Annotated in this window: 22 protein-coding genes; 7 read left to right on the top strand and 15 right to left on the bottom strand. The window is 64.1% G+C overall.

Annotated features, from left to right (window positions below):
* The first annotated feature begins 54 nt into the window (after positions 1-54).
* Positions 55-699: a TetR/AcrR family transcriptional regulator gene (locus B5525_RS06115; protein WP_079565204.1), complete on the top strand. Its 645-nt coding sequence runs from the start codon at positions 55-57 to the stop codon at positions 697-699.
* A 63-nt stretch (positions 700-762) separates the two neighbouring features.
* Complete coding sequence (gene htpG / locus B5525_RS06110) at positions 763-2,637, top strand: molecular chaperone HtpG (protein ID WP_079572994.1); 1,875 nt, start codon at positions 763-765, stop codon at positions 2,635-2,637.
* A gap of 7 nt (positions 2,638-2,644) precedes the next feature.
* Here htpG and B5525_RS06105 read toward each other — a convergent pair whose 3' ends face one another.
* Positions 2,645-3,625: a zinc-dependent alcohol dehydrogenase family protein gene (locus B5525_RS06105; protein WP_079565203.1), complete on the bottom strand. Its 981-nt coding sequence runs from the start codon at positions 3,623-3,625 to the stop codon at positions 2,645-2,647.
* Positions 3,626-3,923: 298 nt separating this feature from the next.
* Between B5525_RS06105 and B5525_RS06100 the strand changes: the two genes are divergently transcribed.
* Complete coding sequence (locus tag B5525_RS06100) at positions 3,924-4,379, top strand: cupin domain-containing protein (RefSeq protein ID WP_079565202.1); 456 nt, start codon at positions 3,924-3,926, stop codon at positions 4,377-4,379.
* A gap of 25 nt (positions 4,380-4,404) precedes the next feature.
* On the opposite strand, the gene B5525_RS06095 is transcribed toward B5525_RS06100, so the two are convergent.
* From B5525_RS06095 to B5525_RS06080, 4 genes are read right to left on the bottom strand one after another with little or no spacing between them, the layout of a single operon-like run.
* The gene (locus B5525_RS06095; RefSeq protein WP_079565201.1) at positions 4,405-4,914 is read right to left on the bottom strand and encodes a GDSL-type esterase/lipase family protein; all 510 of its coding nucleotides are present in this window, start codon (positions 4,912-4,914) and stop codon (positions 4,405-4,407) included.
* Between the two features lie 28 nt (positions 4,915-4,942).
* Positions 4,943-5,983 carry an amidohydrolase family protein gene (locus B5525_RS06090; RefSeq protein WP_079565200.1) on the bottom strand — a complete coding sequence of 347 codons (1,041 nt, stop codon included), beginning with the start codon at positions 5,981-5,983 and terminating at the stop codon, positions 4,943-4,945.
* A 51-nt stretch (positions 5,984-6,034) separates the two neighbouring features.
* On the bottom strand, positions 6,035-7,033 hold the full coding sequence (locus B5525_RS06085; RefSeq protein WP_079565199.1) for an alpha/beta fold hydrolase: 999 nt from the start codon (positions 7,031-7,033) through the stop codon (positions 6,035-6,037).
* Positions 7,034-7,079: 46 nt separating this feature from the next.
* Positions 7,080-7,898, bottom strand: coding sequence for an MBL fold metallo-hydrolase (locus B5525_RS06080; protein WP_079565198.1), 819 nt, complete (start codon positions 7,896-7,898; stop codon positions 7,080-7,082).
* Between the two features lie 136 nt (positions 7,899-8,034).
* On the opposite strand from B5525_RS06080, the gene B5525_RS06075 reads away from it, so the two are divergent.
* A complete protein-coding gene (locus tag B5525_RS06075) occupies positions 8,035-8,976 on the top strand; it encodes an alpha/beta fold hydrolase (RefSeq protein WP_154073085.1) in 942 nt (313 codons plus the stop codon).
* 13 nt (positions 8,977-8,989) lie between these two features.
* On the opposite strand, the gene B5525_RS06070 is transcribed toward B5525_RS06075, so the two are convergent.
* The 6 genes from B5525_RS06070 to B5525_RS06045 form a co-directional block, all read right to left on the bottom strand.
* Entirely contained in the window at positions 8,990-10,513 is a 1,524-nt protein-coding gene (locus B5525_RS06070; RefSeq protein WP_079565197.1) for a permease, read from the bottom strand.
* Complete coding sequence (locus tag B5525_RS06065) at positions 10,510-11,262, bottom strand: ABC transporter ATP-binding protein (protein ID WP_079565196.1); 753 nt, start codon at positions 11,260-11,262, stop codon at positions 10,510-10,512. The genes B5525_RS06070 and B5525_RS06065 overlap by 4 nt, the downstream gene beginning before the upstream one ends.
* Positions 11,263-11,443: 181 nt before the next feature.
* Positions 11,444-12,391, bottom strand: a complete 948-nt coding sequence (locus tag B5525_RS06060; protein ID WP_079565195.1) for a substrate-binding periplasmic protein — start codon at positions 12,389-12,391, stop codon at positions 11,444-11,446.
* Positions 12,388-12,741: a c-type cytochrome gene (locus B5525_RS06055; RefSeq protein ID WP_079565194.1), complete on the bottom strand. Its 354-nt coding sequence runs from the start codon at positions 12,739-12,741 to the stop codon at positions 12,388-12,390. Before B5525_RS06055 ends, B5525_RS06060 begins: the two co-directional genes overlap by 4 nt.
* 10 nt (positions 12,742-12,751) lie before the next feature.
* Positions 12,752-14,428 (bottom strand): methanol/ethanol family PQQ-dependent dehydrogenase, encoded by a 1,677-nt coding sequence (locus B5525_RS06050; protein ID WP_079565193.1) that lies wholly within the window; start codon positions 14,426-14,428, stop codon positions 12,752-12,754.
* Positions 14,429-14,666: 238 nt separating this feature from the next.
* Positions 14,667-16,205, bottom strand: a complete 1,539-nt coding sequence (locus tag B5525_RS06045; RefSeq protein ID WP_079565192.1) for a tetratricopeptide repeat protein — start codon at positions 16,203-16,205, stop codon at positions 14,667-14,669.
* Positions 16,206-16,422: 217 nt separating this feature from the next.
* Between B5525_RS06045 and B5525_RS06040 the strand changes: the two genes are divergently transcribed.
* Positions 16,423-18,084 (top strand): tetratricopeptide repeat protein, encoded by a 1,662-nt coding sequence (locus B5525_RS06040; protein ID WP_154073084.1) that lies wholly within the window; start codon positions 16,423-16,425, stop codon positions 18,082-18,084.
* 97 nt (positions 18,085-18,181) lie between these two features.
* Here B5525_RS06040 and B5525_RS06035 read toward each other — a convergent pair whose 3' ends face one another.
* Together B5525_RS06035 and B5525_RS06030 are read right to left on the bottom strand one after the other, a co-directional pair.
* Positions 18,182-19,516: an ATP-binding protein gene (locus tag B5525_RS06035; RefSeq protein WP_079565190.1), complete on the bottom strand. Its 1,335-nt coding sequence runs from the start codon at positions 19,514-19,516 to the stop codon at positions 18,182-18,184.
* Between the two features lie 2 nt (positions 19,517-19,518).
* Positions 19,519-20,253 carry a response regulator gene (locus B5525_RS06030; RefSeq protein ID WP_079565189.1) on the bottom strand — a complete coding sequence of 245 codons (735 nt, stop codon included), beginning with the start codon at positions 20,251-20,253 and terminating at the stop codon, positions 19,519-19,521.
* A gap of 201 nt (positions 20,254-20,454) precedes the next feature.
* On the opposite strand from B5525_RS06030, the gene B5525_RS45265 reads away from it, so the two are divergent.
* Both B5525_RS45265 and B5525_RS06020 read left to right on the top strand, forming a co-directional pair.
* On the top strand, positions 20,455-21,042 hold the full coding sequence (locus tag B5525_RS45265; RefSeq protein ID WP_079565188.1) for a hypothetical protein: 588 nt from the start codon (positions 20,455-20,457) through the stop codon (positions 21,040-21,042).
* A 59-nt stretch (positions 21,043-21,101) separates the two neighbouring features.
* On the top strand, positions 21,102-21,824 hold the full coding sequence (locus B5525_RS06020; RefSeq protein WP_079565187.1) for a formyltransferase family protein: 723 nt from the start codon (positions 21,102-21,104) through the stop codon (positions 21,822-21,824).
* Between the two features lie 93 nt (positions 21,825-21,917).
* On the opposite strand, the gene B5525_RS06015 is transcribed toward B5525_RS06020, so the two are convergent.
* Together B5525_RS06015 and B5525_RS06010 are read right to left on the bottom strand one after the other, a co-directional pair.
* Complete coding sequence (locus B5525_RS06015; protein ID WP_244567838.1) at positions 21,918-23,102, bottom strand: lysozyme inhibitor LprI family protein; 1,185 nt, start codon at positions 23,100-23,102, stop codon at positions 21,918-21,920.
* A 77-nt stretch (positions 23,103-23,179) separates the two neighbouring features.
* Positions 23,180-23,977 carry a transglutaminase-like cysteine peptidase gene (locus B5525_RS06010; protein WP_079565186.1) on the bottom strand — a complete coding sequence of 266 codons (798 nt, stop codon included), beginning with the start codon at positions 23,975-23,977 and terminating at the stop codon, positions 23,180-23,182.
* Between the last annotated feature and the right edge of the window lie 67 nt (positions 23,978-24,044).

The raw sequence follows: 24,044 nt of genomic DNA, 5'->3' as shown, positions 1-24,044 counted from the left end.
GTACCACCGCTTTGAATGTATGGTACCGGTTGGTACCAAGTCAAGGGAGATTCCATGACGGCGAAGACGACGGCAAAACCGGGGCGCGAGGAGGCCGATGAAACCCCGGCGCGCCAGCGCATCCTCGATGCGGCCTTCTCGGCGTTCATGGAGCGCGGCTTTGCCGAGACTTCGACGCTGGAAATCGCGACCCGGGCGCGGGTTTCGAAACGCGAGCTCTACGCGCTGGTCGGCAGCAAACAGGAAATGCTGGCGGCCTGCATCGGCGAGCGTGCCCAACGGCTGCGGATGCCCGCAGGCCTGCCGGAACCCAAGGATCGGGAAACGCTGGTGCGCGCGCTGGAAACCCTGGGAACCCAGCTTTTGCGCGAGATCTCCGATCCGACCGTCATTGCCGTGTTTCGGCTGGCGATCGCCGAAGCCGTCCGCGCGCCCGAGGTCGCCCGGGCCTTGAACTCCCTGGGCGCCGAGCCGAGCCGGGCGGCCTTGCGGGAGATGATGAGCCGGGCCCGGTCGGCCGGGCAGCTCAACGGCGATCCAGCGGAGATGGCCGAGCATTTTATCGGATTGCTCTGGGGCACTCTGATGACCGGCCTCTTGCTGCGAACCGCCGAGCGGCCCACCCCACGCGAGATCGCGCGCCGCGCTGGCGAAGCCGCCGCGGGCCTGCTGCAACTTTATACGAAGCCCGCCCTCTAAATCTTGCCAGCCCGAACAACTTCATTATATCTGGCCTTCCCCCCAGCGATCTTAGCGAGACCGATCATGACGACGGACACTGTTGCCGAGCACCAACCATTTCAGGCCGAGGTTGCCGAGCTTCTTCACCTGATGGTGCACTCCGTCTATTCGGAGACCGATATCTTCCTGCGCGAGCTGATTTCGAACGGTTCAGACGCGCTCGACAAGCTGCGTTACGAGGCGATCGCGGCGCCGGATCTGACGGCCGACGGCGAGCCGCCGAGGATCCGCATCGTCCCCGACAAGAAGGCCGGGACGCTCGCGGTGGTCGACAACGGCATCGGCATGGACCGGCAGGAGCTGATCGACAATCTCGGCACCATCGCGCGTTCCGGCACCAAATCCTTTCTTGCCCGGCTGACCGAAGCCAAGGACGGCGCCGGCCTGATCGGCCAGTTCGGCGTCGGCTTCTATGCCGCCTTCATGGTCGCCGACCGCATCACCGTCACCAGCCGCCGCGCCGGCACCAATGAGGCCTGGACCTGGATCTCGTCCGGCGGCAACGGTTTTGACATTGCCCCGGCGAGTGACGACGACGCCAAGCGCGTCGCACGCGGCACCGAAATCGTTCTGCATCTGAAGGACGACGCGAAAAAATATCTCGAGACCTATGAGATCGAGCGGATCGTCGGCGCCTATTCCGACAACATCCAGTTTCCGATCGAACTCAAGCCCGAGGAAGGCGAGCCGCGCCAGGTCAATTCGGCCAGCGCGCTGTGGCAGCGCTCGAAATCGGAGCTGAAGCCGGAAGACTATACGCAGGCCTACCGCTCTATCGCCGGCGCCTATGACGAGCCGGCGATGGTGCTGCATTATCGCGCCGAGGGCCGGCAGTCCTACGCCGTGCTGCTGTTCGCGCCGTCGACAAAACCTTTCGACCTGTTCGAGCCGACCCGCAAGGGACACGTCAAGCTCTATGTCCGCCGCGTCTTCATCGCCGACGATGCCGACCTGTTGCCGGGCTATCTCCGCTTCATCCGCGGCGTGATCGACAGCGAGGACCTGCCGCTCAACATCTCCCGCGAGATGCTGCAGAACAATCCGCAGCTGGCGCAGATCCGCAAAGCCGTGACCGGCCGGGTGATCGGCGAACTGGAAAGCCTCGCCGAGAAAGAGCCGGAAACTTTTACCAAGATCTGGGACGCCTTCGGCTCCGTGATCAAGGAAGGCATCTGGGAGGATTTCGAGCGGCGCGAGAAACTGCTGGCGCTGTCGCGCTTCACCACGACATCGGGCGAGAAACGCGCGCTGAAGCAGTATGCCGAGGCCCTCAAGCCGAACCAGACCGAGATCTATTACCTCGTCGGCGACAGCATCGAGCGGCTGAAGTCGAATCCCAAGCTGGAGTCGGCGACCGCGCGCGGCATCGAGGTGCTGCTGCTGACCGATCCCGTCGACGCCTTCTGGACCTCGGCGCCACTGGATTTCGGTGGCAAGCCGCTGAAGTCGCTGAGCCAGGGTGACGTCGATTTCGGGCTGATCCCGCTGCTCGACGACGGTGCCGCGGACAAGGAGAAGCCGGCCGCCGCCGATGAGGCCGCGACCATCGCCGTCATCAAGGATGTGCTGGGCGACCGCATCTCCGACGTGCGCGCCTCACAGCGGCTCACCACCAGCGCCTCGTGCCTGGTGGCGGGAGGGACGGGGCAGGACCGCGCGCTCGAGCGGTTGCTGGCGCAGCAGAACAGGGGCGCGGTGACAAAACCGATCCTCGAAATCAACATGCGCCATCCGCTGGTCGCAGCCATTGCCGGCCAGCAGGATGCCGCCCGCGATCTGTCGTTGCTGCTGCTGGAACAGGCGCAGATTCTGGACGGGGAGCTGCCGGAAGACCCGGCGGCGTTCGCCAGCCGGCTCAACGAACTGGTGCTGCGCGGCTTGGGGAAGGCTGTCTAATTTAACGTTATCCGACGTCGACCACGATCTTGCCGGCGGCGTCATTGGCCTCGATCGCGCGATAGGCGTCGTCGGCGCTCGACAGCGTGAAATTTCGGGGGTCGACGCGGGGAATGACCTTGCCTGCTTCAACGAGCCTCGTGGCTTCGCGCATGATCTCGCCGTGATGCGCGCGGCCTTCTCCGGTCAGCATCGGCAGCAGCGTGAACACGCCCGAGTAGCTCGCGGCGCGAAACGACAGCGGCGCCAGCGCATGCGTGCCCCAGCCAAGCACGCTGACGACATGGCCGAACCGGGCGACGGCATTGAAGGAGGCATCGAGCGTCGTGCCGCCCACGGTGTCGTAGACGATGTCGAAGCCGCGCCCATCGCTGTATTTGGCGACGTAGTTTTCAACCGACATCGCCCGATAGTCGATCGGAACGGCGCCAAGCCGCTTGATGTAAACCTGGCTGGCTGCCGAGCCGGTTGCGAACACTTCCGCCCCGAAGGCGCGCGCGATTTGGACGGCGATGTGGCCGACGCCGCCGGCGCCGCCATGGACCAGCACTTTCTGTCCCGCATGCACGGCGGCGCGATCGACCAGGCCTTCCCACGCGGTGATGAAGATCAGCGGCAGGGCTGCTGCTTGGCGCATCGTGAGGTTGGCAGGTTTTGGTGCCAGCAGATCGGCGTCGACCGCCGCGTATTGCGCCAGCGAGCCTTGCAGCCCGCCGACTCCGCCGGTCATGCCGTAGACGTCGTCGCCGGGCTGGAATTCGGTCACGCCGTCGCCGACCGCTTCGACCGTCCCGGCGAGATCGATGCCGAGGATCGCGGGCAAGGGCTGGCGTGCATGTGCGGCCTGGCCGGCGCGTATCTTGAGGTCGAGCGGGTTGACCGCGCTCGCTGCGATCCGGACCAGGACTTGCTCGGGTTGGAGAGCCGGCCGGGGGACGGGTGCAATCCGGAATGCGGCGCCCTGGCCGTCGAGGACCGCAGCCTCCATGGTTTTCTCGGATATCATTGTATCCCCCGTCTAAGGACCGGCTTGGTCATATTTGGCGTGTTGGCAAAATCGCAAGGGCTGTGCGGCGTTCCGGATTTCTTGTCACGGAGTGTTGCGCCGGATCGTTCGGCCGCAGACGAGTCGCGATTTGCTGCGTTTTGTCGCAGCCGGTTTGCTCCGATTGCAGCGGTGTCCGTAAGAAAGGCTTAAGCGATTATTATTAGCTTGGCGTCGAAATTCGCCAGCCTGCATCCCTTTGCATCTTCTAGCATTTTTGAACTTTCCGTTGGGGGCCACGATGTCTCGCACACTGATCGAAACCGGCAATCTCGTCGTCAATCTGAAGCCCAGTCCGATCGAGCCGTCCTGGATCATCGAAGGCAATCCGGTGGCGCAATCCTGCGCGCTTTCGCACAGCGCGGACGGGGTCGCATCGACCATCGTCTGGGAATGCAGCGAGGGCAAATTCAACTGGTATTACGATTTCGACGAGACGATCCTCGTTCTCGAAGGCTCGATCGTTCTTGAAAACGATACCATGGGTCCGACCCGCTACGGCCCCGGCGACGTGATCTTCTTCAAGGATGGCGCCCACGCCAAATGGCATGTCGAGGGCCGGGTCAAGAAACTGGCGTTCTGTCGCAAGACCAATCCAGCCATGCTCGGCTTCGCGCTGCGGGTGTTCTCCAGGATCAAGCGAACGCTGGCGCCGGCCGGCAAGCGCCGGCCCGCGAGCTTGCTTGGCGCCGGCTGAGGGGGCGGCCGATTTCGAACGGTCGCTAGCGACGAACCGCGCCGGCGACCCTGGAGGCGAGCGACTGCGCGAGCATGTGATAGCCCTCCGGGGTCAGATGTTGCCCATCGGGCTGATGCGGCAATCCCCTGAACGCGTTGTTGGGCACCATGATTACGCGTATGCCCCGAGCCCTCAGCCGGCTCTGAATCTCTGCGGTACGATCAGGGCTGCCCTTGCGCGCGTCATTGCCGCCCGGCTGCAGGATTACGGCGTTGGTGCCGTTCGGCACGACGCTGTCCAGACGCTGCAGCATCCCTTCCGTAGTGTCGCCGTTGATGCCGGCATTGACCACGTTGACGTTGAGCCCCTTCGCCCGCAGGATCGCTTCGAGCTGCGCGGGAAAGGCTTCGTCGCGCGCCACGCCCTTGCCATAGGTGTTGCTGGCGCCGAGCGCGACCACGGTTGCTGCATCCGCCGATTGAGCTGCGAAATTCCATGCCACCAGGAGGGCAGCACATGCCAGAATCTTCAGTGAAAAAGCCCGCGATTTCATTGCTTCCCTCCAAACCGATACCCAAGCCTCACAATTTATAAACGTCTGTCGCCGTCTTCGAAAACAAGGCAGTCTTCTCGGCCTCGCTGTAGGGCGCGGCAATGCGCTTGAAGGCGTTGAAGATCACCTGATAGCTGCACTGGCCCTTGTCCGGGGGAAAATTGCTCTCGAACATGGCCCGGTCGGGGCCGAACGCCTCGATGCAGGTCTCGACATAGGGACGCCACGCCGCGGCCAGATCCTCTGAAGAGGGCGGCAGCGGGCGTTCGTGGAAATCGTAACCCAATAGCCGCATTGCGAGCCCGCCGAGCTTCACCACCACATTGGGACATTTCGCGATGTCCTGGATCGAGGCTTTCCAGCCCTTGAAGATCTCCTCGCGCCGGCTGGCGTAACTGCCGACACCGATCGGGCCGCCGCAATGGTCGAGCACGATTTTGGTGTCGGGAAAGGCGCGTGCGAGATCGGCGAGTTCGCCAATCTGCGGATGAAACAGCCAGGAATCGAAACTTAAACCCAGTGGCGCGAGGCAGGCAAAGCCCTTGCGAAAGGTCGGATCGAGCAGCAGCCCTTTCGGACGCAGCGCATACATGCCGGCAACGTCGGGATCCGCATCCCATGGCGAGGAATGCCGGATGCCGCGGAAGCGCCCGTTGCCGGCGGCGATTTCCGCTTCCAGAACCGCACGCGCGGCATCGCCCAGCAGGAGATTGGCGTGGCCGACAATGCCGGCGCAGATCGCGGCTTTGCCGTAACCGCCGCTCGCGCTCATCGCCGCCGCGCCACCCGCGAACTCGACTTCGCCGACGGGACGCATCTCCTCCGGGCCGCCGGCGCGATACATCGAGCGGGCCTCGACATAGACGGTTGCGACAATGTTGTGGCCGGAAGCGATGTCGGCGGCCAGTTCCTCGATCAGATAGCGCTGGCCGCCGCGGTCCCAGAGATGATGATGGGGATCGACGATCGGGCGCGCGGGATCGAGGATTTCTTCCTTGCGCTGACCAAGCCAGTCCTCGCGCGGATCAGCGTAGAGCCCGCTTTTGGACGCGGGCAGGCTGCTGGCCATGGATCTTCCTTTCCTGTCTTTTCCTTGTCGAAACCGTCCCGCACCCGGCCTTCAGCCTGGCAGGCTGCGAACGAAATCGATGATGGCTGTGTTGACCTCGCTGCGACGTTCCTGCTGGGTCCAGTGACCGCAGCCGGGGAGCATCTGGATGTTGCGCAGCGCGGGGACGAACTGTTTGAGGCCGGCGAGATACTCGGCGGTGCCGGGCGCGGCAAGCACCATGTCATGGTCGCCCGCGATATACAGCGCCGGGACGGTGACCCTTGTATCCGCGAACGCCCCCATCAGCTCCCAGTTGCGATCGATGTTGCGATAATAATTGAGCGGGCCGCGAAAGCCCGAGCGCTTGAATTCGCCGGCATAGAAATCGATGTCCGCTTCGCTGAGCCATGCGGGCAGGGTTGCCGGAGCGCCGGGACCCCGCAACAGTCCGCCCTTTCTCGGTACCATGCCGACGTCGAGAGCAGCGCTACCGCTTGCCGCGGCAGCACGGATTGCGGCAGCGCCTTCGCCCGAAGCGCCGTAGAGCATATTGCGCACGGTCGCCCGCGGGTCGCGCTCAAGCTCAGTCTCGGCGACGCCGGGCTCCTGGAAATACAGCATGTAGAATTGCGTATCCGCAGTTTGCGGCATGATGCTGGTCGGGCGCACCGGGCTCCGCGGCCGAAACGGCACGCTGAGACCGACTACGGCGGGGAAGCGGTCGGGGCGAAGGCGCGCTGCTTGCCATGCGACGTTTGCGCCCCAGTCATGGCCGATGATGACAGCGGTCGGAGATTCAAGCGCGTCGAGCACACCCACCATGTCGCCGACCAGATGGAAGATCGTATATTGATCGACCGCCTCGGGTGCGTCGCTCTTGCCGTAGCCGCGCATGTCCGGCGCCACGGCGTGGAATCCAGCGGTGGCGAGCGCGTCGATTTGGTGCCGCCAAGAATACCAGGATTCAGGAAAGCCGTGGCACATCAGCACGAGGGGCCCCTTGCCTTGCTCGGCGATGTTGAGGCGGATGCCGTTACTCTCGATCGTTCGCTGCGTTGGTTCGGTCATGTTTCCTCCCGCGTGAGAGCTGATGGTGGTGAAGCTTTCCGACGCCTCAAACGCCGCTGAGAATGATGACCGTCGGCGTTGACGGCAACGTCTCCCGCGAAATCGTCAGCGTCCGCTCGGTCCGGGTATCGATAGCGAATTGCTGGCCGATCTTTCGCATGAATTCATCGAGCGGGGTCATGAAGCGGTGCATCGGCAGCACCACGGAGGCCCGCAGGCGCCGCGTGATGTCCGAGATGCCGTCGAGCGACATCGTATAGGTGCCGTCGATCGGCACCATCAGGATGTCGAGCCGGCCGATCGCCGCGAAATGGCTGTCGTCAAGCTTGTGATGCAAATGGCCGAGATGGCCGATGCAGAGGCCGGCGACCTCGAAGATGAAGATCGAGTTGCCGTCCTTGATCATCTCGCCGCCGGAATCGTCGCCGTAATAGCGGCGGATGTCGGTGGTGACGTTGCGGATGAAGACATCGCCGATGCGCGTCTCGATCCTGGCCGGCTGCCCGTCGTCACCCCAGCCGTGCAGCACATGGCGAATGCGCGGATCCGGAAATAAAGTGTAGTGCGTGCCGTGGGCCCGGTTCATGGTGACGACATCGGGCAGCCGGCCGGTGGTGTAGGCGCCGCTATAGTCGGTCGCGATCCGAATGCCGCCCGGCGTGTCGATGTAGTAGGTCGAATGGCCGGCATAGGTGATCGCGACTTCGTCGGTCTTCGTATCGGCGGCGCGGAGGCCGGCCGGCGTGACGCGCGGCGGTGCATTGGCCATCGCCAGGCATTCGCTGCGCGGAGCGTCCTGCGCCGCGGCCGCCGAGACGATCAGGGAACTCAGCAGGGCAAAAACGGCGGGGAAGCATCGCTGCATTGCGGGGCTCGTCAGGTGACGACTGCACTGTATCGCGCAATCCCGCCGCCGTCATCGCGGCATTTTTTCATTCGCGGCATGCCGTCCAGGCGATAAGCTCCAGGGAAATGCCGCGAGTTGCAGCGAGGAGTTCACAGTGACGCAACAATCCAGCAGTTCGCCACGTGCGCCGTCGCAGCACCGGCTGGAACCGCTTCGCCATGTCGATGCCGGCGTCCTCGACGTCGCCTATTACGAAGCGGGGCCCGCGGACGGGCCGGTCGTGATGCTCCTGCATGGCTTCCCCTACGATATCCACTCCTATGTCGATGTCGCGCCGCTGCTCGCCGCGCAGGGCTGTCGCGCCATCGTTCCCTATTTGCGCGGCCACGGTCCGACCCGGTTTCGCGATGTGGCGACGCCGCGCTCGGGAGAGCAGGCATCGATCGGAGCCGACCTGATCGCGCTGATGGATGCGCTTGCTATCAAGCGCGCCGTGTTCGCCGGCTATGACTGGGGCGGACACGCCGCCTGTGTGGGCGCGGCGTTGTGGCCGGACCGCTGCATCGGCCTCGTCTCGGTGAACGGCTATCTGATCCAGGATATTGCAAAGGCAATGGTGCCCGTGAAGCCGGAGCGCGAGGTCCCGCTGTGGTATCAATACTATTTTCAACTGGAGCGCGGCAGGGCCGGTCTTGCCGCCGACCGGCGCGGCATCGCCCGTATCCTGTGGCAGCAATGGTCGCCGAACTGGCATTTCGACGATGCGTGTTTCGAGCGGACCGCAGTGGCGTACGACAATCCCGACTATGTCGACGTCGTGATCCACAGCTATCGTCATCGCTTCGGCCTCGCGGAAGGCGATCCGCACTATGCCGGCATCCAGCGCCGGCTGGCAGCGCTGCCGGCGATCGCGGTCCCAGCCGTGACGCTGGACGGCGACGGTGATGGCGTCGCTGCCGCGACCGACGGCGCGGCGCAGGCGACGAGGTTTTCAGGCCGCCGCATCCATCGCGTGATCCCGCGCGCGGGCCACAATCTGCCGCAGGAAGAGCCGGAAGCGTTCGCCGCCGCGGTGATGGAGTTGATTGGGGCATAGCGTGCAAGTGCGTTCACCCCCGCCGCGGGCTGAGCTTCCAGGTTGCCGCGACAATGGCTGCCGTCATCAGGCCGCTGACGAGCGCGGCGATCGGGATCACCAAAGCGAGCGCTGCGGTCGCGGCCCATCCGATCGAGGAAAAGGCTTCGGCAAACGTCGCCAGCCGCGACGAGGTCTGGCGGCGGCGAAACTGGCTGCGCCTGGCCTGCACTCGGAACCATAGCTGGATCGCGGTGGCTGAAGCCGCCCCGACAATGACGCCGGCCGCGGTGACCACCGCCTGCAGCGGCGAGGCAAACAGCAATGCTGCGACCAGCGGCGCGAAGATGACGGCGATCGCGATCAGCACCACCTCGATCTTGGCGCGGATCACGCGCGAGGGTTTCAGTGGCGCGGTCGCCACCAGGTCGGCGGCGTCTTCGCCCGAAATCGTCAGCCAGGCGAGACCACCGGCGAGCTGGCCGGCCGCCATAACGATGACCGGGGTGATCAGCACGATGGCCAGGGAGCTGTCATTGAAACTGCGCCACAGCATTACCGCCGGCGGCACCAGGTACAGGAGCTGCATCAGGGTCTGCGACACCAGCCAGGGATCGCGCCGCAAAAGCACGAATTCCTTGCGCCGCAGCGCCTGCTGCCGCGAGCCGCCACGGAATGCCTTGCCGCGGGACCCCTGATGGTTCGGCCGGGCACTGGCCGAGGCGCGCACCGCGGTGTCGGCGAATCGGCTAGCGAAAATCGCCATCACGGCGCCGAGCAACAAGAGTCCACCGGCCAATAGCAGCAGCAGCGCCTCGCCGTCGCCGAGCACCGCGCGCGCCGGCCACCACACGACGCTGTCGGCGTCGGGCGCAAAGCGGGCGGCGGCGTCCGAGGTCAGCACCGCGAAGCGCGACAGCGTGCCGTAGGACAGGATGGCGGCGATCTGCAGCGCGATGACAAAGCCGGCCCCGATGACGGCGGCGAGAATCTGCGCCGCCAGACGCGTGCGGCTCGGACCGATCAGCCGGAACAGCCCGATCGTGACCGCGATCGCCATCGCCGCGGCGGAGAGCCCGATCGCGACCACGACGCCGTACGCCGCGAGCCATCTGATGCCGCCGCCGATCATGAGAACGTCGACGAAAGGCGTCGAGAACAACAGCGCCATCGCGATCACCGTCAGTGCGATCGCCGCGATGCGGATCGAAAAAACGTTTTCCAGCCGGGCCGGCGAGGACATGATCAGGTCGAGATCGGCACGGGCGTAGAACACCCGCGTCACCGATTCGATCGCCTGCGACAGCATCAAGGCCCAGGCCAGGAAGATGGTCGCCGTCATCACGATCAGCGAGGATTTGTCGAGCGGCGCGCGCAGGTCCGCGAACCGGCCGATGACGGCATAGGCGGGCAGATGCATGATGGCGGCGAAGATCACGAGGCCGATGACGGCGCGGGTTCGCTTGCGCCGGCCGCCCGTCATCATCGCGAGCCATTCGCGCCATGCCAGCCGGATTTCGTGGCGGGCAAACCAGGTGAGCGCAGTGGCCGAACTCATGCCGCGGCGGCCTCGACATCGACCAGCGCGATGAACAGGTCTTCGAGGCTGGTGTCGGTGTGTCCGTTCTGCTGGCGCAGTTCGGCGAGCGTGCCCTCGGCGACCAGCCGGCCCGCGGCGATGACGCCGATGCGGTCGGCCATGCGCTCGGCGACTTCGAGAATATGCGTAGTCATGATCACGGTGCAGCCGGAGCGGACGCGATCGCCGAGCAAGCCCTTGACGTGGCGCGCGGACACCGCGTCGAGGCCGGTCAGCGGCTCGTCCAGGATGATCAGGCGGGGGTCATGCACCAATGCTCCCGCCAGCGCGACCTTCTGGCGCATGCCCTTGGAAAATCCCTCGCAGCGCTCGTGCAGATGCGGCTCCAGCCCAAGCGAGACCAGCAAATGGTGCGCGGCCGGTTCCGACGTCGCGGGATCGATGCCCCACAGGCCGGCGACGAATTCGAGGTATTCCAGCGGCGTCAGCTTGTCGTAGATCATCGGCTCGTCGGAAACCCACGCCATCATCTGCTTGGCGGCGACGGAATCGGACAGCGCGTCGATGCCGAACACCGCGACCGACCCGGCGTCGGGCCGCAACAGCCCGGCCACCATGCGCAATGTCGTGGTCTTGCCGGCGCCGTTGGGGCCGACTAGTGCGTAAAACTCGCCGGATCGCACCGTGAGATCGAGCGCATCGACCGCGAGGCGGTCAAAACGCTTTGTTAACCCTCGCACTTGCAGCGCGGACTCTTGCGGCTTCATGATGTCGATCTTCGGGTTGCGTCCAGTTGTGCACCATGGACCCAAGAACTTTCGGCCCGGTGAATCCGGCGCGGAAAATCATGCCAATGCGCGCAGGCCGATCCTGCCTGCGGCATCATTTCGTAAGCCCGGCGCACGGGCTTTTGCTCCGCGCCGGCTTGGTCATTATTTGCCAAGCGCTTTATTTCCCGAGCACCTTCAGCCAGACGTCGCCGAGGATCGCCGGCTCGCGCGGCGGCAGATAGGTGAGCCCGGCGGTCCGGGCGAGCGCGGCGATGGTTCCCGAGCCCTGCAAATCGGTGAGCGCCTTGTTGACCCCAGCAAGCAGAGCCGGGTCGGAGGCGAGGCCGACATAGCCGCGATTGACGCCGATTGGATAATAATAGCCGGAGCCCGTGATCTTGCTGTCGGGATGGGCGGCGCGATAGGCGTCGAGCCGGCGCAGATCGAGCAGGGTCGCGTCGAGGTCGCCGCGGTCGAGCGCGCCGAGCAGATCGTCCCGCCCCGGCACCAGATGGGTGATGTTGTCGATCAGCCGCCCGTTGTCGAAGGTCATCAGAACGGCGTCGGCGAGCGTCCCGCTTTCGATCCCGATGCGAAGCCCCGCGAGGTCACCGATGCCGGCCATGTGGCGATCGCGCGCCTTCTCGCTCGCCTTGGCGCCAAGCGCGATGGTCAGCGGCGAATAAAGATAAGGCTGGCTGGGCGTCAATATGCCGAGCGGCACGCGGCGCCCCCTGCGATCGGCAATGGTGGCGCCGTCGAAATCGGGCAGCTTGGCCGTCTTGACGCCCGGCACGACCAGCGAGTCCCTCGTCAGGGCATAGCTGCCGACGAGGGAACAGCGGCCGTCCGACAGCAGCGCATTGGCTTCCAGCGCCGGGCTCGAATCTTCGTCGAGCTTGCTTTCGAACCATTGGATCTTCAGCGGCCGGTCGAGTTTCTCCGCGATCGCGCCGGCCAACGCGACGTCGAAACCGCTGTCGGGCTTGCCGCGATGATGCGCCGAAAGCGGCGGCAGATCCTCGTCGAGGCAGACCTTGAGCACCTCGCCGGCGGCGGAAGCGGGCAGGGTGAAGGCTGCGATCAGCGCCGCCGCGGCTCCGGATGATTTAAGCCAGATCCTCATGGCGTTCTCCGGCTCGCGAGATAGTCCCATAGCGTGGCGATCTGATCGTCATTCAAGACGTCGCCCCAGGGCGGCATCCTGCCGTTCTTGCCTCGCTTCACCGTGGTGACGAAGCGGTCTCTGTCGTTCGGAAAGGCGCGCAGGTCCGGCGCGACCGTGCCGCCGTTGACCATATTGGGGCCGTGGCAGTGCGAGCAGTTGTGGGCATAGACGCCCTTGCCCTGGTCGATCTGCGCCTGATCCGCGCCGGCATTCTGGCTCGGCGTCGCGGCAGGCGTCGTCGTCTGCGCACTTACCGTCATTGCGGCGGCGAAATACGTCGCCGCCGCAATCAAAGCTGGCTTGATCATTCCAGAACCACTACTGGGCTTTTACCGCGAACACCCACAGTGATCCGCCGGCCGGCACGTTGGCCAGCCGTTCGTCGCCGGCAAACAGCGAATAAACGCCGCCATAGCCGCTGTTGACGGCGACATATTGCACACCATCCTGCTGCCACGTCACCGGCTGACCCTCGATGCCCGAGCCGGTCTGGAACTGCCACAGCTTCTTGCCGCTATCGGCGTCGAACGCCTCGAACTCGCCGGTCAACTGGCCGGAGAACACGACGCCACCGGCGGTCGACAGCACGCCGGAGAAACGCGGGATCGCGCTCGGCGCTTCCCACTTGGTCTTGCCGGACAAGGGATCGATCGCCTTGAGGTGGCCGCGCGGCGCGTCGCCTTCCGGCCACTCCCACAGATCCGTCAGGTCCATGCCGAGATACCATTCACCCGCCTTGTAGGTCGCCGGCTCGGTCTTGTAATGGCCGCCGATAGAGAGCGTGTTGGCATAGGCGAGGCCGGTTTGCGGATTGAACGACATCGGCTCCCAGTTCTTGCCGCCGAGAATCGACGGGTACACGACGACCTTCTTGCCGTCGCGGGCATCCCTGATGATATCGGTCTCGATCGGCCTCCCGGTCTTCATGTCGATGCCGGATGCCCAGTTGACCTTCACATAGGGATTGGCCGCCAGCAGCTTTCCGTTGGTGCGGTCGAGCACATAGAAGAAACCGTTTCGATTGGCGTCCATCAGCACCTTGGTCTGTTTGCCTTCGACGTTGAGGTCGGCCAGCACCATCTCGGCGACCGAATCATAGTCGAACGGGTTGTTCGGCGAGAACTGGTAATGCCATTTGATCTTGCCGGTCCTCGGCTCCAGCGCCAGCACCGCGCAGGTATAGAGATTGTCGCCGGGGCGCACCGCGGCGTTGAACGGACCGGGGTTGCCGATGCCCCAATAGACCGTGTTCAGTTCCGGATCGTAAGAGCCGGTGATCCAGGTCGATCCGCCACCGAGTTTCCAGGTGTCGCCCTTCCAGGTATCGCCGCCGGGCTCATCGGGAGTGGGCACGGTGTGGGTGCGCCACAGATGCTTGCCCGTCTCGGGATCCCAGCCGTCGATGAAGCCGCGGGTGCCGAATTCCGCGCCGGAGATGCCGGTCAGGACGACGCCGTCCGCGACCAGCGGCGCCACCGTCATCGAATAGCCCTCCTTGATGTCGGCGGCTTTCTGGCGCCAGACTTCCTTGCCGGTTTTGGCGTCGAGCGCGACGACGTTGGCGTCGAGCGTGGTGCGGAAAATCTTGCCTTCGTAGATCGCCGCACCCCGATTGATGATGCCGCAGCACACGATCCGCGGGGTTTCCGGCGGATATTCGACCTTGGTCTTCCAGATCTGCTTGCCGGTTTTGGCGTCGACCGCCATCGTCGCCGCATGGGTGGTGACGTAGAGGACGCCCTGATAGACGAGCGGCTGCGACTCCTCGCTGCGATCGTCGGCAAAGCTGTAATTCCAGACCGGCACAAGGTTTTTGGCGTTGTCCTTGTTGATCTGCGTCAGCGGGCTGAACCGCTGCAGATTATAACCCATGCCGTAATTGAGGACGTTCGATGTGTCGGTCGCTCCCTTGACCAGTTGATCGGTCGTTTGAGCGCTCGCTCCCAACGAAGTGAGAATGACAAGGCCAGCGGCCAGCCCAATGCTGCGTTTCATGTACCCTCCAGTTCGATCTCTAGCGGATCGTGGCGAGATGCTACCTGAGATCACGACATCGTCAATCAAAGGACGGCGCAAACGACAAAAGAGAAAATTTGTATCGCCATTATTTCGCCAAACGAAATGCGGCGGCGTATCAGACGCACTGCAGCATTGGAATCCGAATCAAATTGCCCGCGGAGTATGCAACTTTGTCCGCGGAAGGCCGCCGGCTCCGCCTGAACGACAGGTCCGCTCAGCAATTTGATTTCTGCAGGATCATGGTGACGACGGCGTCGCGAATTTTGCCGATCGCGTCGCGCCGATAGGCCCAGCGCTCGTCGGCGCCGGGCGGCGCGATCACCATGGTCGCGTTGGCCTCGAACAACAAGAGATCGCCATCCGGACCAAGCCCGAAATCCACGCCCGCATAGTCGAGGCCGAGGCGGTCCCGTATGCATTCGAGCGCCGTCATGGCCTTGCTGCCGAGGACCGCGGGCATGTCGCGAAGGAAATCCGCCTCCTCGCGCCGATATTCCGGGTGGTCGGCCATATCCGAGGTGAAGTAGTGCACCTTCCAGTTCGCGGATATCGCCAGATGCGACGGATATATCCGGCCATCGATCATCATGACGCGGTACTTGCGCGCGTTGCCGTCTTCGCCGCGGGCGTCGAGATATTCGATCACCAGGAGATCGTCGCCGGGAAGGCTGGCGGCCGCGGCAGACAGCCCCGCAGCCGCTTCGACCAGGACAAAATTGCGGCCGGTGTGATAGCCGGGAGAACGCAGCAGCAGCGGAAAGGTGAGCCCGTGGTTGGCGATCGAACCGGCGCCCTCGGGGCCAGCCAGAATGCGGCGGGCCATCGCCAGGGTGCGCGGTGTCACCACACCCTGCAGGGCACGTAACCGCCTTGAATTGCCAATCCGGCCGGTTTCCATCACCGCGCGGGGATCATTGATGACCGGTGCGCTCGTCCGCGCGACCATCCGCGTCGCGGCCTTCAGCGCCGGCTGACACAGATCCGCATCTCCGATGGCGTTGAAGATCAGCCGATGCGGCGGCAGCGGACTTGCGGGGTCGAGATAATCCGTGACGATGACGGACGTCAGAAACACGCGGTCGTCCAGAAACGGCGCGGTCGGGATGTTGCCGCCGCCCGAGGACACCAGTTGCAGCAGGGCGACCGGCGGCGTGGTGCCGCGATATGGCAGGCTCGAAACGGCATGGCCGCGAAAGCCCTTTTCGAAATGATGGCGCGCGGCGGCGCGCTCGCCGAGATCCGAGAGCACGGCGCCGAGGCCCTGGTGCGCCGGCGCATGTTCGGGATCGATCCGCAACACCGCTTCGTAATGCGCCCGCGCGTCCCCGTGCCGGTTGGCGCGAAGCAGCAGGTTGGCCAGGTTCACGTGCCCGATCGGATTGTCGGGATGATGGGCGATCGCCTCCGAATAGACGCGGCAGGCCGCATCGATCGCGCCCATGTTCGTCAACAGCGTCCCGAATTCGTTGAGCGCGGAAAAATTCGTCGGCGCCCGCCGCAGGATGTCGACGAAGGCTTGCCGGGCGTCCGGTTCCCGGTTGAGCGCGCCGAGCAGGACCGCGCGCTCGATCTCGGTCTCGACGGCGCAGCCCTCGATGGCGTGCCGCGCCAGTTCGTCCTCAAGCTGCCTCAACCGGGCTTCCTGCGACAGCCGGGGCGCCCAGCCGCGATCGGCGCCGTGAATTCCAGGCGATAGCGCGATGTTCTGCTTCAGGCCTGTCACGATGCGGGAATCGATCTCGGTGATCTCCAAGCCTAGCACTATCCGCTGATTCGTTCCGCAGGCTGTAGCCGAAGTTTCGACCGTTCGCGACGCCGGTCATTATTGCTGAATATTTCTTGCTCCGGCCTCCGAAATTTTCGGAAGCAAATTTGCCGTTTTGGCGGTGTTTAATTGCCGGCGGCGGCAGGATTTTGTTTATCAAACGCCGACATCGTCGGACGGTATCCATCGCAACAGGATCCGGTTCATGTCGACATCAGCGTCAGCAGCGCGTATCCCGGCTGCCGAAATCTCCGGCGCCCACGCCGCGCGCTATCTGCACGTCGGGCGCGAGCATTACACCGCCGGCAGGATCGATGAAGCGGTCGCCGCGTTTCGACGCGGCCTCGCCGTCGCCGAAAACGGACCGTCCGGATTCGTTTCCACCGACACGGTTGCGGAATTGCATTCGAATCTCGGCAATGCCTGCATGCGTCGTTGCGATCTCGAACTTGCCGCCGGAAGCTACAAGGCCGCGCTGCGGCTGGCGCCGCATCTGACGTCGTGCTGGTGCAACCTCGGCAATATACGTCTCAGGACGGGAAATCCTGACGACGCCATCGCGCTCTACCTGCAGGCGCTGGCGCTGAGCCCGGACCATTGGCCGTCGCGCACCAATCTGGTTCAGGCCCTGATGGCCACGCAGCAATATCTCATGGCCAAGCTGCTTCTGACGGAGCTGATCGAGGAGCGGCCGCAGGATGCCAAACTCCACCAGGAGCTCGGCAAGCTTTATGTCGAGCTGAACGAACTGGAGCCCGCGCTCGAATGTTTTCGGCGCGCCGGCGTCCTCGATTCCGGTGATGCCGACCCGATCTACTGGATCGGCAGCATCAAACAGACGCTCGGCGATATCGAAGCCGCGGAAGCCGCCTATGCGCAAGCCGCCCGCATCCAGCCGCTTGTCCGCCGTCAGGGTGCAAAATTCCCGGCGGATTTTCGCGTGCTGGCGCTGTTTGCTCCCTTTGCGGGCAACACACCGCACGGATATCTGTTCAAGGATCCCCTTTACGATACCGATACGCTCGCGCTGTTCGGCTCCAGCCAATTCGACGTTGAATTGCTGAAGCGGGACGTGCAGGTCGTCGTCAATCTGATCTCGGATGCGGACCAGGCCGCCGCCGTGTTGCCGCTGGCCGCCGATCTGGCAGCCCAGCTCGGCAAACCGATCGTGAACCACCCGCGCAACATCGCGCGCACGACGCGAGATGCCGTCGCGGACCGGCTGGAAGGAATACCGGGCTGCATTGTCCCGAAGGTGCTGCGGCAGAAGGCAGGCGCCGACCTTGCCGTCGCCGATTTGCAGGCGGCGCTCTCGTCGTCATCCACCGTGCTGGTCCGGCCGGCCGGGACCCATGGCGGGGACGATTTCGAAAAGATCGAAGACGCCGCTGAACTCGCCGCGACGCTCGCGCGACAAACGGATAGCGACCGCTATTTCATCGAATATATCGACTATCGTTCGGCCGACGGCTATTTTCGCAAATACCGTTTTATCTTCGTGGACGGCCAGATCCTGCCCTATCACCTCGCGATCGCGGACCGCTGGAAGGTGCATCACGACAACACCGACATGGCCGATCATGCATGGATGCAGCGGGAAGAGGAGGCGTTCCTGAACGATCCCGCCAGTGTGTTCGGCGCCTCGCATTATCAGGTGCTGCGGGAAATCAGGGAGCGCGTCGGCCTCGACTATTTCGGCATCGATTGCGGGCTCGATCGTTCGCAAAATCTTGTGGTGTTCGAGGTCAACGCCTCGATGCTGGTGCACGACCAGAACCAGCGATTCCCTTACAAGACGCCGTTCGTCCAGCGCATCAAGGCGGCCTTCGACGCGATGTTGCAGAGGCTTGCGACTGGAAACGGTTAGAGCGTTTTCAAGCGACATGGGAGCCGCTCAAATCAAGAATCTGGAGTTCCGTTTCGATTGTGTCGAAACGGGCTCCAGGGCCTCTCCGATTGTCCGCTCAGGCGGCCGACTGCAGGCCGGGCTGGCGAAGCGGCAATTCGATGCGCACGATCAATCCGTGGGGCTTGCCGTCGTGCAGCGACAGCCCGCCGCCATGCGCCAGCACGATGGCGCGTGCGATGGAGAGCCCGAGGCCGAAGCCGGTGACGTCATCCATGTTGCGGGCGTCGTCGCCGCGGACGAACGGCTCCAGCATGACATCCTTGCGCTCGTCCGAGATGCCGGGACCGTCGTCCTCGACGTCGATCGTCATGGTATCGGACGTCAGGCTCAGGCGGATCGTGGCCTCCGCGCCGAACCTGACGGCGTTCTCCGCCAGATTGGTGACGCTGCGGTGCAGGTCGTCCGGCCGCACCATGGCCATGGCGTGCTCCGGGCCTTCGTAGACCACCTTGTGGCCCATATCGGCGAACTGATCGGTGACGAGCTGCAGCGTGCTGGCGACATCGACCAGCGTCATCTGTTCGAGCTTGCGGTCGTTGCGCAGGAACGAAAGCACGGACTCCAGCATGGACCGCATCTGGTCGAGGTCGTGCAGCATCCGGCTGCGCTGCGAATCGTCCTCGATGAATTCCGAGCGCAGCCGCATCCGGGTGATCGGGGTCCGCAGATCGTGGCTGATGGCGGCCAGCATCTTGGTGCGGTCGTTGATCAGGGTCGTGATCCGCTCCCGCATGCGGTTGAGCGCCTTCGCGACCGAGCGGATTTCTTCCGGGCCGCGTTCGGGCAGCGGGGCCGCGGCGCCGTTCAGGCTGAAGCTTTCGGCGGCCCTCGCGAACGACGACAGCGGCGCCGTCAGGGCCCGCGCCGCCCACAGGCCGAGCAGGCTGACGCAGATAACGGCAAACAGCAGCGTCGTCATCCACGGCCCGCGCCAGAACGGACGCTGCCATTGCTCCGGCGGGATTTTTGCGGAAATCGTCGCGCCATCCGGCAGCGCAATCGCAACCCTGTAGCCGTCGGGCCCGTACGCCAGCGGAAAAATCCGATAGCTGTTGCCGAGGTGGCGGCGCAGGCCGTGCAGCTCGGGACTATCCGCGTTGTTCGCGGCGGGAACGAAGCCGGGTGGAAGGATCGCGATGTCCAGTTGGGGAAACGTCCGTGCGATATCGTCTAAAAGCCGTGCCCGTTCGGCCTGGGGCGACGCGCCCAAAAGCTGGGCCGCGGCCGCGAGCTGGCTGTGTCCGCGGCCGGGTGACGGATCGAACTGATCGGGCGGGTGAATCAGAAAGCTTGCGGTGATGATCAGATGAATCGCGACGATCGAGGCGACTACAAGGGCCGCGATCTGGCCGCTGATCCCCTTGAGATTGAGAAAACCCGACAGCTTCATGATCAGCTGTCCGTCGCGAGCGCTTGCACGCCGGGCGTGAACATATAGCCGCCGGAGCGCACCGTCTTGATCATGACGGGCTCCTGCGGATCCGGTTCGATCTTGCGCCGGATGCGGCTGACCAGCACGTCGATGCTGCGTTCGAACGAGCCGGCGTTGCGGCCCTGCGTGAGATCGAGCAGGCTGTCGCGCGACAGCACGCGGCCGGGCCGCTCGCAGAAGGTCCGCAACAAATCGAATTCGGCGCTGGTCATCGCGACCCGCGCGCCCTCGGGATTGCGCAGTTCCCGCAGCCTGAGATCGATTCGCCATCCGAGAAAGCCGAGCGCGACCGCGCCGTTGGTGGCGCTGACCGTCTGCGCTGCTGCCTGGCGCCGCAGCACCGCGTTGATCCGCGCGAGCAACTCGCGCGGGTTGAACGGCTTGGCGAGATAGTCGTCCGCGCCCATTTCCAGTCCGAGGATCCGGTCGACGTCTTCGCCGCGCGCGGTCAGCATGATGATCGGCGTTTGCGATTCGGCGCGGACCTTGCGGCACAGGCTGAGGCCGTCTTCACCGGGAAGCATGACGTCAAGGATCAGAAGATCGACGCGATGGTCGGTCATGAGCCGGGCCATTTCGCGGCCGTCATTCGCGGTCGTCACATTGCAGGAATTGGTACGCAGATATTTCGCGATCAGCGTCCGCGTCTCGCGGTCGTCTTCAACGACAAGGATGTTCGGCGTTGCCATGGGCATGCGGACCTTAGTCAGTGATTCGGAAAAATAGCCGAGGGATTTTTGTTTCGGAATGTTTCTGGCGCCCCGGCTGCAACACGGGGCAACACACCGCAACACGCCAGCAAGGCAGCAAAAAGGTCTCGTTAACGGCATTAACCTTAGCTTCGGGGTGTCCCGCAAGACCCCTTCAAGATCCCTCCCATATTCCTTGGAGCCATCATGACCTCGATCTCCGCGACCTCCGGCACCAGTTACCAATCGCCCCTGCAGAAGCTGCAGGCCGAGCTGCAGTCGGAAGTGAATTCCGGTGCGATCAGCTCTTCCGATCAGAGTGCGCTGTCCTCCGCGTTGAACGACATCGATTCCTCGTTGCAGAGCGGCCAGGCCAGCGCTTCGTCCGGCAGCGCCAACGCGTCACCCGGCGACCTGAAGTCGAAGATCGACAGCCTGATCGCGAACGAAGTGTCCAGCGGCAAGCTGACCAGCGATCAGGCCACCGAGCTGCAGGACGTCTTCAAGCAGGCGTTCGCCAGCGGCGGACCCGGCGGTTCAGGCGGCCCTGGTGGTCCGGGTGGCCCCGGCGGTGCTGGCGGCCCGCCCCCGGGCGGCAACACCGACAGCTCGTCGTCTAGCGACAGCTCGAGCAGCTCCACCAGCGCGGCGGATATCCTGAAGCAGTTCCTCAAATCTCTGCAGGACTCGTTGTCGGCCTCATCCGCCTCGTCCTACAGCGCGACTGGGACTTCCGCCGTTGGCAGCAACAGCAGCGGATCACTCTCAGCGATTCTGATCGACTACCAGACCTGAACTCGGTCCGGGCACAACGCGCCTCGCAATCATCCTTCTCCGCAGAAGGATGATCGCCGATGATACCGGTCAAATCACTGTCCGGGGGCAACCAGCAAGCGTGGAAGGCGATGTTCGACACGGTCATTCTGCTTGCGGGTCAAGCCGAACAGGTCGTGATGCCGCCGGTGTTGCGCGGACACAATCCGGACCTTGCGGTCATTTCGGTCGCATATTCGGCCGATCTGGCCGCGCTGGATTCCGATTTGCTCGAGCGCGCCCGATTGATCGCGTTCGTAACGCCGGAAATCGTCTCCAAGCGCATTCTTGCGAAGCTGGGTTACGGCGCCATCAATTTCCATCCGGGTCCGCCCGATTACCCCGGCTGGGCGCCGTCTCATTTTGCGCTTTACGAGCGGGCAACGGAGTTCGGCGTCACCGTCCACATCATGGTCGAGCAGGTCGACGCCGGCCCGATCATCGACGTCGCGCGCTTTCCCGTTCCGCGCGACATTTCCGTGCTGGGACTGGAGGGTCTGGCCTATGCCCATCTCGCGCAGCAATTCTGGCGCATGGCGAAATCGCTTGCGACGGATCCGAAGCTGCCGCCCGTGCTTGCGATCGAATGGGGCAGCCGGAAATATTCCCGCCGCGCCTATCGGGCGATGTGCGACATTCCGCTCGATATTCTCAAGGATGAACTCGACCGCCGCCTGAAGGTGTTCGGCGGCAATCATTTTGGCATCAGCCCAACCATCAATCTGCACGGCATCGAGTTTCGCGCGGTGCTGCCGGGCTCCTGACGCGTTTCGGGCGAAAGCCTGCCCCCACCGGATGCGGGGTGGGCCCCGGTTCGCGTCAAGTGAACGCGTCAGACAAAGATTTGACAGCGGAGGCTAGGGCCCGCCCACCGCGACGCCGGAGGCGACCGGCTGCAGCGACCTGGTATCGCAGCGCCAGCTGCCGCTGTCGGTTTTCTGGAACGTGAACGCTTTCTCGATCCGCATCCGGGATGACACCGACCAACTGTCGCGGCTTCCGGGCGGCTCTTTCGGTCGACCCGATTTCGGGTCCCAGCAGGTGCCGGTGCAGCCGGAGGCGACCGAACTGCAGACCGAAAACGGCGACAGCACCACCATTTCGATCTCGGCCGTCACCAGCGCGCTCTGCTCCGCCACCTCGCTATCGATCTCCAAGACCCGGCTGACGGTGAGGAAATTCTCGCAGGCGTTCGCCGCATGGATCTGCGCGATGCACAAATCGACGGCATCGGCATCGGGCAGGCGCGAGGCGAGAGGGCGACCGAAAACCTTCTTGGGATCGCCCCTGGCCGCCTCGATCTCGGCGGTCTTCCGGCTGATATAGTCGGCCAGACAGTTCGCGGACGAAGACAATTCTTCCAGCGGAACGTTATCCTTGCCCACCAAATTGCATTGGCGGTCGCGTTCCCTGCTCCAGCGCTCGTACTCGGCGAAAGCCTCCCTGGCGTCGTCTTCCTTCATTTTGGCGATCAGCCCCACCGCAAGATTGTTGAGTTCGGTCCTGGCGAGCGCCAGCGAGGGGTCATCGCATATCAGCGTCCCGGCGGTGGTATTCGCCGCCAGACAATCGAAATTCGGATCGCTCAGTATTTCGATTCGTTCTTCCGTCTCCTTCAACAAGCAGGCCTTGACGGGGCCGACATCCTGGTAGGCAAGGCTCTGCCGGCCGAAAGTGCCGCAGCTGGAATTGCGCTCCCTGACCCACTCGGCGTTTTCGGCGATCGCAAGGCGGCGATTGGCGAGCCGGTTGAGGCGGTCCTGGATCGCGGCGGTGAGCTTTACGGCGACGGCGTTGAGATCGCTATCGCCGCAAAACAATTGTTCGGTCAGATTCCGCAGCACCTCGCAATGATTCGCGCCAAACAGCGGAAGCGCTTCTCTGATCGATCGGCCCGAAGCAGGCGGATCGTCCGCAGCGGCCGGATGCGCCAGGCCGATCAAAATGGCCACGACAGCCAGCACCATTCCCCGCATCGCGATCTCCACTCCCCGAAGGTTTTCGCCTGCTTCGGTTGATATCATCGAGTTGCGCGGAGACATGTCAATGTCTTTGCACGGCCGGCCTTCTCGGGCCGGCGGGACGCCATGGCCGGAGCGGTTCGTTCGGGGTTGTTCGTTCAGTTGGCGGGCGATAGCAGTCCGGGCTGCGCGGCCACGTTCAGCGCGCCCGGCGGCACAGCCTCGCGGCCCAGCAGGTTCGCCAGCAGCGGTGCATCTGCATAGCGCATGGCGCCGGACTGATTGATGACAAACAGCGGCCGGTAATTCCTGATATTGGCATCCTCGACCATCGCCATGCGGCGATTGTCCAGCGTCAGCCAATGGCCGTCGAGGCGCACGGCCGCAACCGCATGGTCCTCGCCGTGAACGGTGTCGCGCATGATCACGAGCCGCAAATCGTCGGGCGAGATGCCGGCCATGCGCAGCGCGACGAATTTTGCAATCGCATAATCTTCGCAATCCCCGGCGCCATGGGCGAAGGTGACGAGCGGCGTGCTCCAGACGTCGATTTCGCCATATTGAGCCTCATCGCTCATCGGCCGGATCGCAAGATTGATCGCGCGATTGATCTCGCCGAGGCGGGCGCGTCCCTCGCGGGCCCGCGCATCGTCGACGATGGCGAGGAATCGAAGCGCTGCCGGTGATGCACAGCGTTCGCGGTCGCCGTCGCAGAGCGCCAGTTGCACCCTCTCGTCGTCGAGTTTGCGCTCGACCCGCTGCCATTTATCCAGCACGCCGCCCTCGTAGAGCGGCGAAGCGAACAGCCCGAACGGCTCGGCGGATTTGCGAATCAGCTCCGACACCCCCGGCGTCATCAGCGTTCCCGCCGAAAGATCCGCCGCGGGTCCGAACCAGACCAGGCTGAAGGCAAGTATGACGGCACGCCATGCGTGCGAATGACCAGGAAATCCCATCTGACGCCCCATTGTCCGGGCATCGGCGAGGCTGACTAGCCAGCTCGTGACCGGATCGTTTCGCAGG

The organism is Bradyrhizobium erythrophlei (assembly GCF_900129505.1).
Lineage (GTDB): Bacteria > Pseudomonadota > Alphaproteobacteria > Rhizobiales > Xanthobacteraceae > Bradyrhizobium > Bradyrhizobium erythrophlei_D.
The sequence above is the reverse complement of the archived record's forward strand: the minus strand, read 5'-3'. Positions and strand labels throughout refer to the sequence as shown.

Coding starts and splice junctions, on each gene's coding strand:
- B5525_RS06115 (WP_079565204.1), top strand. CDS start 55: ATGACGGCGAAGACGACGGCAAAACCGGGGCGCGAGGAGGCCGATGAA.
- B5525_RS06105 (WP_079565203.1), bottom strand. CDS start 3,625: ATGGAGGCTGCGGTCCTCGACGGCCAGGGCGCCGCATTCCGGATTGCA.
- B5525_RS06100 (WP_079565202.1), top strand. CDS start 3,924: ATGTCTCGCACACTGATCGAAACCGGCAATCTCGTCGTCAATCTGAAG.
- B5525_RS06095 (WP_079565201.1), bottom strand. CDS start 4,914: ATGAAATCGCGGGCTTTTTCACTGAAGATTCTGGCATGTGCTGCCCTC.
- B5525_RS06090 (WP_079565200.1), bottom strand. CDS start 5,983: ATGGCCAGCAGCCTGCCCGCGTCCAAAAGCGGGCTCTACGCTGATCCG.
- B5525_RS06085 (WP_079565199.1), bottom strand. CDS start 7,033: ATGACCGAACCAACGCAGCGAACGATCGAGAGTAACGGCATCCGCCTC.
- B5525_RS06080 (WP_079565198.1), bottom strand. CDS start 7,898: ATGCAGCGATGCTTCCCCGCCGTTTTTGCCCTGCTGAGTTCCCTGATC.
- B5525_RS06070 (WP_079565197.1), bottom strand. CDS start 10,513: ATGAGTTCGGCCACTGCGCTCACCTGGTTTGCCCGCCACGAAATCCGG.
- B5525_RS06065 (WP_079565196.1), bottom strand. CDS start 11,262: ATGAAGCCGCAAGAGTCCGCGCTGCAAGTGCGAGGGTTAACAAAGCGT.
- B5525_RS06060 (WP_079565195.1), bottom strand. CDS start 12,391: ATGAGGATCTGGCTTAAATCATCCGGAGCCGCGGCGGCGCTGATCGCA.
- B5525_RS06055 (WP_079565194.1), bottom strand. CDS start 12,741: ATGATCAAGCCAGCTTTGATTGCGGCGGCGACGTATTTCGCCGCCGCA.
- B5525_RS06050 (WP_079565193.1), bottom strand. CDS start 14,428: ATGAAACGCAGCATTGGGCTGGCCGCTGGCCTTGTCATTCTCACTTCG.
- B5525_RS06040 (WP_154073084.1), top strand. CDS start 16,423: ATGTCGACATCAGCGTCAGCAGCGCGTATCCCGGCTGCCGAAATCTCC.
- B5525_RS06035 (WP_079565190.1), bottom strand. CDS start 19,516: ATGAAGCTGTCGGGTTTTCTCAATCTCAAGGGGATCAGCGGCCAGATC.
- B5525_RS06030 (WP_079565189.1), bottom strand. CDS start 20,253: ATGCCCATGGCAACGCCGAACATCCTTGTCGTTGAAGACGACCGCGAG.
- B5525_RS45265 (WP_079565188.1), top strand. CDS start 20,455: ATGACCTCGATCTCCGCGACCTCCGGCACCAGTTACCAATCGCCCCTG.
- B5525_RS06020 (WP_079565187.1), top strand. CDS start 21,102: ATGATACCGGTCAAATCACTGTCCGGGGGCAACCAGCAAGCGTGGAAG.
- B5525_RS06015 (WP_244567838.1), bottom strand. CDS start 23,102: ATGTCTCCGCGCAACTCGATGATATCAACCGAAGCAGGCGAAAACCTT.
- B5525_RS06010 (WP_079565186.1), bottom strand. CDS start 23,977: ATGGGATTTCCTGGTCATTCGCACGCATGGCGTGCCGTCATACTTGCC.